Origin of the sequence: Fulvivirga sp. (genome assembly GCF_040218215.1) — a bacterium.
In the GTDB taxonomy this organism is placed as follows: domain Bacteria; phylum Bacteroidota; class Bacteroidia; order Cytophagales; family Cyclobacteriaceae; genus Fulvivirga.
On sequence record NZ_JAVJQL010000017.1, the window covers coordinates 123,161 to 132,734 of the forward strand.

A 9,574-nucleotide genomic window follows, 5' to 3' on the forward strand; every position below is an offset into this window, starting at 1 on the left:
GATGAAATTATACATATCAACCCTGTTATTCATAATAAGTTCGATGAGCATATATGGCCAGGAAGGGAATGTGCCTGACGCTGTAGAGTATCAGGCATTGGTGGATCTATATAATGCAACTGATGGCGCCAATTGGACAGATAATAGTAATTGGCTACAAGGAACTACAAACGTTGATTTTGGAACTTGGCATGGCATCACAGTCGAGAACGGTGATGTGACTAGTATTGACTTATATTTCAATGGTTTAAATGGGGATATATCACTACTTGATTTAGGTACACTTACTGAGTTGCAATTTCTTTTATTAGAAGCAAATAACCTTTCCGGGAACCTTGCTTTTGATTTTTCTAATCTGATACAATTAAAAATTGTTAATGTTCATAATAATGATCTGTCAGGCAGCCTTCCTGAGTCATTGTTTCAATTAAGCTCGATTGAGGAAATAAGATTATCAATTAATCATTTTGAAGGTACTATACCTGATTTTTTTAATTCAACAACTTCCCTCAAAAAATTACTTTTACATTACAACTATACTATAACCGGAGAAATACCAAGTAGTTTTTATCAATGTTCAACCCTTAAGGAAGTTACACTTGGAGGCAATTCAATGTTTGGTGGAGTTTCTTCTGATATAAGTGGAATGACTTCATTATACCACTTTAACATTAATGGTAATAACTTTTCAGGTCCGCTGCCAGAAGAATTAGGGCTACTACCAAATATTGGTGTTTTTACTGCTTCCCAAAACGAATTTACTGGAAATATTCCAGCTAGCTTTGGTACATCAAAATCATTAATAAGATTATATATAGATCAGAATCAACTTAATGGATCAATTATAGATTTTAGAGAAGCTTCCAACCTTCAAATTCTGAATCTATCTGAAAATGACTTTACAGGAACTATAACTAACCAGTTTGAAGGTCTAAGTTCATTACAACGATTATATCTCAATTTCACGAACCAGTCAGGACCAGTTCCAAGTTACATTGCTAGTCTCGAGTCTCTTGAATTTTTATATTTGATAAGTAATCATTTTTCAGAGATACCATCATTTAAGGGATTATCGAATACCTCTGCTTTAAAAATTTATGTTCAAAATAATGAACTGGATTTTGGAAGCCTGGAATCAAATTTTGATGCTATTAATACAAATCCCTTTAATACATTTTACTATTCTCCCCAAGCAGAAATAGGTGAAGAACAAACCCTAAGTTTTGCCAAAGGCGAGCAATTTGAGATACCTTTTTCAACCTCAGGTTCACATAATTCATATCAGTGGCAGAAGAAAGATGTCAATGGAAATTGGCAAAATATTACTGGAGCAACTTCAACTAATTACATGAAGGCAAGTTTTGAGTCTTCTGATATTGGGGAGTATCGTATAGTTGTAAATAATGATTGGGTTACAGACTTAACATTATACAGTAAAACCATAACTATCGAAGAAACTTCTGTATGTAACGGAGGAGTTGTGGATGATGCCTTGGAATACCAGGCGTTAGTAGATTTGTATAATGCTACAAATGGTGAAGGATGGACTGATAATACAAATTGGTTACAGGGTAATTGTTCAGAAGATTTTTCGGCTTGGTATGGTGTGACAGTCGAAAATGGAGATGTGGTTGAGCTTGTTTTAGCCGGCAATAATTTAAATGGTACGTTGCCAAGTTCATTGGTCAACCTAACTCAATTGAGGGTACTTAACCTTAGCAGTTTATTCGAGAAACCAAATGTCCTCGCTGTGCCATTTCCAGTTGACTACATGAGTCTCACTAATTTGGAGTCGCTTTATTTATCTTTCATTGGATTAACCGGCTCGATCCCCTCCGAAATTGGACAACTTGTAAAACTTAAGTACTTATCGCTTAGCCAAAATGCTTTGACAGACACTGTGCCGATAGAGCTATATAATCTATTGGATTTAGAGTTGTTGGATTTAGGGCACAATGATCTAGAAGGAGAAATACATGCAAATATCTCAAATTTGAGCTCGCTTAGAATATTGCAATTACCAAGTAATAAATTCACTGGTACCATTTTAGATAAAATCACCTCTCTTACTTTATTAGAGCATCTTTTTATTCCGTCAAATCAATTCACAGGATCTTTCACAAGTGATTTTGGAAATTTAATAAATCTCGGATACTTCTGGGGGGGTAATAACACTTTTAGTGGTTCCATTCCTCCATCTTTTGGCAACTTAAGTAAACTTTATGAATTGAATCTATATAATAATAATTTCTCTGGTCCACTTCCCGAAGAGTTATCCCAGCTTACAGCAATGAAAAGGTTTTCGATTAATTACAACAACTTCTCAGGTGTTATACCACCTATTTTTGCTGGAATGACGGATTTATATAAACTAAATGTTGAATCTAACGAATTTGAAGGAGCATTTCCAGGGGGTGTCTTGAATTTGGCCAATTTAGATGGAGTATGGTTGCAAAATAACAAATTTACCTCTATTCCAAATTTTAGTGCAGCTCTTAAAGTACCTGACTATGATGTCATTATAAATTATAACCATCTTGATTTCGGCTCTATTGAACCTTTATTTACGGGCGTTGATGAGTATAATTTTGATTTGTTTAGCTATGATCGTCAGGCTGAAATCGGAACTGAACAGACCATATCGCTAGACATTGGGGACATGATGGAGCTTTTTGTACCGACTGGAGGTACTCGAAATATTTATCAATGGCAGAAGAAGTTCTTGACCAGATGGGAAAATATTCCCGGGGCTACGTCTCAAAACTACTCGAAGACTTTTCAAAATGAAGATGCCGGTGAATATCGCTTAGTTGTAAGTAATGAGTGGGCCACGCTTCTAACCCTCTACAGTAAGGTGATTAAAGTTGTGGGTCCAGATGCTTGTGATGTGCTTATCAATCAGCAAGTTATTGACAATTCTTGCGAGAATTCTGTAACAGTCAACCTTTCAAACATTAAAGGTGATTTTTTTGTCACCTTGGTTCATCGCAGCCCAAGTGGTTTTGAGACCAAAGGCTATTATTCAGAGGTTAGATCTACTGATAACCGACAGATTAAATATTTTGTTAACAAAAACTCAGGTGATGGTAATTTCGTTGTATTAGTCCAGCAGGTAGGATGTTCAGTTATTTATAGCGAACCCTTCGAAATTCATAATTTTGATAACGGACTCAAGCTTGAGAGTTTTTGGACTCATCCAGATACTGGTGGTGGTGATGGTTCTATAATTACACAAGTTTCAGGAGGTACTCCTCCTTATAGTTACGCGTGGTCCGGAGGGTTGGGTAACTTTTCTCGTCATGTCAACAATGTGACAGCAGGAAGTTATGATTTGACTGTTACTGATAGTCAGGGGTGTTCAATTCAACTTGATCAGTTTGTTGTAGGTAGCCTGGATTGTAATGATCTCAATCTAAGTACTGTAGTTACTCATAATAGTGACCCCCTTAGAATAGATGTTGAGCTGATTGTTAGTGGTGGATTTCCACCATATAACATTATGCATTTCCCGGCAGGCCTGACATCCTTTAGTCCAACGAGTTATTTTGGTCGTTATAAATTAAGTTATTCAGGTAGTGTAACTGGTATTTTCAAATATATTGTTACTGACTCTCAGGGGTGCTCTGCGATTGACGAATTTTATGAGCCAGGAGATTCTGAATGTCAGTTTAATTCGACTATTGATTATGAAAATTGTTCAGGTCAATCAATACTAACTGTGGATATTCAGTCAGGAGTTGGACCATTTACTTTGGTAGGCATACCAGTAATATCTGAGGCGCCTTTTTTGTTTCAAAGTATTCCGTTAGGTGTATCAACTATACCATTTGATGTTGCACAACATGGAGATCTATTCTTCTTTCAAATAAATGATCAGGGGTGTAACCCGTCCAAGACTCAGCTTTTTAGTGTAGAGCCTATTGACATAACATCTACACTTACACTTGAATACCAAGTTATCCCGGAAACCGGTACTATAGACCTCACTGTCACTGGTGGCACCGCACCCTACACTTATGCATGGTCCGGAGGATTACCTGCTCAGGAAGATCAAACCAATGTTCCCCCAGGTATCTATAATGTTACTGTAACGGACGCTAATGGATGTTCTCAATACCTTGATAACATAGAAATAACAGCAGGTTGCGGGCAGGAGGAATTTACCTGTACTTCAGTCATGGCTATGAGTCAAACTGGAACAGGTCGCTGGACCCAGGTTTCTGGCCCATCGCAGTCATTGATAGCCGAACTTAACAACCCAACTACCGAAGTGACCTTAGGTCGTCCCGGCAGGTACAAACTCAAATGGACATCACCTGATAGTGAATGTGATGGAAATGTGGTTACCATCAACTTTGATCCTGGGTTTGAAGTAAGCATTACACCTACCGATAGAAGAAATATCCAGACACTTTCACATGCTAAATTCTATAGCCCATCAGGCGGTACTGATTCAGGCGTTGACTATCCCAGAGAAGGGGGGGCTTCCTATGATGGCGTATTTTTTGACCAGACATCCAATCATTTATACGTCACTAACTGGTCAGGGGCTATTTGGGTGCTTGATTTAAATACTAATACAGGTAGCAATATAAATGTTAACACTGTAGTGTTGGGGGATAAATATAATTTGACCAGCACTTCTCCACGTAGCATTCATGTAGACACAGACAATCAAATACTTTATGCCGCTGGTTGGCCTGGCAGTGCCGCCAATAAAGGCGGAGCTATGTGGAGGTATGATCTGGTAACGGGAGTAGGGAAAGCATTTTACCCGGGTATGATACCAGAAGGAGGAGGAGACCCATTTCCTAAAGGTATCGGAGATTATATTTCACAATACAAAGACAATATAATTATAAGTCTTACAAGATTTAGATCGTCATTTCCAGATGGTGGAATATATATATATAATGAGACTTCTAAAACGGGTAAGTTTCTTTCTCCTGAAACAACTGCCACAGGAGGAATTTATGAGGTAAATGGCCCTCCAATTATAGAGGAGTCTACACAGACTAATCTCATGTTTGAATTTGATGGTAATGAGTATTTATATGCTGGCTTTACCTATGAGGGAATATGGGTTTATAATGTAACAACCAATACTTCTAAAATTTTGAGTGTTGAAAGTACCTCAAAGGGTGGTGAACATGAAGTTTTAGGAGACCCACTCCAAAATAATGAGAATTATGCATTAACCCGTGTAGGCACTAAGCTGTTTATGAACAGTTGGGAAGGTGGAGCCTGGGTTTATGATTTTGCTTTTAACAGAGGAACACTTCTTTCAAAATCCACTACTGCAGTAGGAGGTACTCATGAAGTTAATGGAGATCCTTTACCGAGTGACTACGGTGCTGGTCTGGCGTATGACTATACAAACAATATTCTTTATTTAGGACAAAGAACATCTTATGGCGTACCTGTAGGAACCATTGGCGGACTGTGGAGGTATGACCTCAGAAAGAATTATGCAGAAAGGTTTGGTATTGCAGATGTTGGAAATGTAATTGATAACAATGCTACCTACCCGGTAGCCTTTGACCCAAGAAGTAACAGGGCCTTTTCTACATCACATGTTCCTTTTACAGGGGGTGGTCTTCTTGTATCTACCTTCACAAAAGGGGTTAAACTATGCACAGGAGGATCTATTACCCTCAAAGCCAATACATTGGGAAGTGGTGTAAGCTACCAGTGGTATGAAGATGGGCAGGCCATTTCAGGAGCAACCTCTTCCACTTATACTACTTCTGCTGAAGGATACTTCACAGTAAAAGTTACCGGTGGAGGCTGTACGGTTGAAAGCGATGCCTTTATTGTGGCAATTGAAGACTTTGAGAACCTTCTTATTACACCTGATGCCAGTCTTTCATTGTGCCAGGGCGAAGAGGCAGTTATTTCTGTCCCATCTGGTTATGCCAGTTATCAGTGGTATAAAGATGGTACACCAATCACCAACACCAATAAAAATGTTTATGCGGTTGAAGCCAGTGGGTTTGGTAGCTATACGGTAGAGGTGATGACTGCAGAAGGTTGTCTGGCAGCGGCTCCAAATAGCGTAGTTGTGACAGGCAATAATTTGGGAGCAACTTATACCACACTTTTTAATGATGCTTTAGGTACAGGTACTATTGACGTAACCGTATCTGGAGGTGTTGAACCTTACAGTTATTCCTGGTCATCGGGTTTAGCCGGTACCCAAGATCAGGTAAACTTGCCTTTTGGAACTTATGATGTTACCATTACTGATGCAGCTGGTTGTTCCATCAGTTTGAATAATATACTAGTAGGATTTTCTGATTGTGCATGGGATGCTGCTATTGATGTAGTTCAGGATGATGGCAGTGGCAACGGTTCGGTTACAATCAATATCACAGGTGCAGGCGGAGCAATCACATACACTTGGTCTGGTGGGTTGCCACCTACAGCTTCTCAATCTGGTTTGAGTGCGGGTGTTTATAGTGTTACTATTTCTGATGCAGGGGGATGTTCAGAAATTTACCATATTAATATTGATGACAATTGCCCTGCCATTAGTGCCTATAGAGTAGCAGATATTGATGTTAGCTGTAACGGTGCCAGTGATGGAGTTATCGCTGCATTTGTTGTAAACGGTAGCGGGCCATTTGATTTTAATCTTTATGATTTTGAAACTGGTGTAGAGGTTGATGTTGAGCCTGAATACTTCCCTCTTTTGCCAGGAGTGGCATATTTCAATCAGTTGTTACCAGGAGAATACTTTATTACCATCGATCAGGCTGAATGTCAGGTGATTGATATAGTGGACTATTTAGGAGTATCAATTCAGGAGCCAGAAGAGCTATCGGCAGCCTTTACAGTTGTTGATGACAGTGGCATTGGTGATGGCAGTATTACACTTGATGTTAGTGGTGGAACAGCTCCTTATACTTTTGTATGGACAGGTGGATTGAGCCCCGTTGAAGATCAGAATAATACTGTTGCAGCCGGTTATTACAATGTTACAATAACAGATAGCCGGGGATGTGATTATTTATTAGATGACATCTGGGTGAATGGCCTGGTCGATTGTGATCCTGAACATCCTCAGAGATTCCTGATGTCACTTGTTTCTACTACAGAGTCTGTTTGTAATAATGGTTTAGATACAGGTGAAATTACTTTTGCCTTGGACTTTATCAATCAGCCTCCATTTGCAGGCGTTACCTACAATTTTAGATTGGTTAGAAAAGATGGGACTTTTAATCCTTTCACTGGTACTGGTTTTTCGGTAGTTGATGAAGTTGCAGGGGTTACAATAGATCAAAAGAACTATCAATACACTTTCACCAATGTAGCCGCATCCTCTTCCCCTTATTCCATATTTGTAATCTCAGAAGGGTTGACACCTCCTCAAGCAGAATTGTGCTCGTATACAACTTTCAATTTTATCTCAAATATCAATATTGAAAGCGTAGAGCTTCCTGACGCTACTTTCAGCATTAATGAACCGTTGGTAAAGGAGGGAGACTTAGTGATTGCGGAGCCAATAAATTTCAATGGAGCAAACCAGTACCAGTATGATTGGGGAGACGGAGCCGTTACCAATACCAAATTTGTAAAAGCAGTGCATAGATATACTGCTGGTGAGTATGATATTGCATTGACTGTTACTACACCGGAAGGGTGCACTTCGCAAAGCATAGAAACGGTACGGGTATTTAATTACGTCTGTGAATCTCCTATCCCCAATAATGGAGGAAGCTTCTATGTAGATGAAAAGACTGGTAAAATTGTGTTTAAGAGGGACAACTGTCCAGGTAATTATGTATTCTCTTGTTTATCGGCAAAAGCAGAGCCAAGCATCTTTGATAGAGCGGTTTCGGCTTCAGCAGTTACTTATTCAGATGAATGGCCCTACGAAAGGGAAGAGAAAAATGGATTAGTGCTTTCAGAAAATTTCAATCAATTTGAAACTGGTGAACAAGGAAGATGGAGAGCAAAAAATTACTATTCCTACAGTACAGATCTTTTTGAAACAGATAAAAATTACAGTAGTGGTACTTTTAAGGTTGAGGACTTCTCCTGGAAATATGAAGACGCCAATAATCCGTCTAAGTGGCTGAAATCAACTACGGTAGAACGTTATTCTCCAAATGGCGAAGCGATTCAGGAAAGAAACATTCTTAATATTCCAAGTGCTGTAAAGTTTGGCTATAATGAGTCATTGCCATACCTCACCATTCAAAATGGCGAGTATCAGGATGGTTATTTTGAAAGCTTCGAAAACAACTACAGTGGGGTTTTAGAAGAATACATTGCCATAGATGGAAATGGTATTACTCTCAGCAACTTATACAGTCATGCTGGTAAAAAATCAGCACTGCTTTCGGGCGATTTTAAACAAGGTAAGATTTTTATCAGTGAGCAACTGATTAACAATGGCCTTATGCTCCGTGCCTGGGTAAGGCCAGACCAACAAGACCAGATTGATAATATTGCATTTAAAATCTTTGACAAAGATGGAGTAACGGTGTCTACATCGGTAGCCACAAGCGTGACAAATGTAGAGGATTGGTACCTGATTGAGTCGGTAATCAATGACTTTGGATCGCTACAAACTGGCGATTTAAGAGAACACTCGGATGTGCTACAAACCGCTATTAGCTACAATGGTGAAGGATCTATAAGAATAGATGATATTAGAATACAGCCGGGTGATGCTCAAATGACTACTTATGTTTATGATTCAAGAAACCTTCGCTTACTTACCATCTTTGATGATCAACACTTCGGCCTGTATTATCAATATGACCGTGAAGGCAAGCTCATAAGAAAGGAGATAGAAACGGAAAGAGGGAAGAAGACAATTCAGGAAACACATTACAACACACCTAAAGTTGGAAGAGATGAGTAGATTGATTTTTGTCTTCCTGTTTTTTAGCACTCAAGTTGTCATGAGTCAATCCTGCAAGCAGGAGTTGCTTAAGGCATATAAGATATACGCTGTAGATAATTATGATCAAGGCTTTCTTCTTGACTATAAGATCGAGATTGACTACAGGGAGTCCATTCCAACTGCCAGTGATGTTGTGAAGACTTATGGTAATAAGCATAAAAGTGTTTTGAGGTCAAATGACTACGTTGTTTTTCAGGATGACAGTCTAGTGGTTTCAGTCATTGAAAAGTCCAAGGCTATCTATATATCAAAGCGAAATGCCCAACCTATGGAAAACACACTTGCTACAGCCATGAACTTGCAGGATTCGCTTATAAAATCTGCTCAATCAGTGACTTGTGAAAATGTGATCAAAGGTGGTAAACAATCCAAATTGTTTAAAGTGATTCCTTCAGAAGAAGTTACAAATCAAACAAAGGTTTCTGAGTTTATATTGTGTTTCGATCCTGAAACCAACGGGTTTTTGAGTTCTGAAATATTTTATAGTGAGGGTGTAATGAACAATATCAGAGTCACTATCAATGAATATCAACTTTCATATAAAGGGGAGGTTTTTAGTGGAAATGCATTGGGGCAGGTAATGAATGCCAAGGAAATAAAGAGTCAATATCGTCAATATAAACTGGTAGATACCAGAAAATATAATAACCAATGAGTTTA

General features: G+C 38.7%; 2 protein-coding genes. Both read left to right on the plus strand.

Annotated elements, in window-relative coordinates:
* The first annotated feature begins 1 nt into the window (after nucleotide 1).
* Nucleotides 2–8,872, plus strand: a complete 8,871-nt coding sequence (locus RIB54_RS13405; RefSeq protein ID WP_350101386.1) for a hypothetical protein — start codon at nucleotides 2–4, stop codon at nucleotides 8,870–8,872.
* The gene (locus RIB54_RS13410) at nucleotides 8,865–9,569 is read left to right on the plus strand and encodes a hypothetical protein (protein WP_350101387.1); all 705 of its coding nucleotides are present in this window, start codon (nucleotides 8,865–8,867) and stop codon (nucleotides 9,567–9,569) included. Before RIB54_RS13405 ends, RIB54_RS13410 begins: the two co-directional genes overlap by 8 nt.
* Nucleotides 9,570–9,574: the final 5 nt, after the last annotated feature.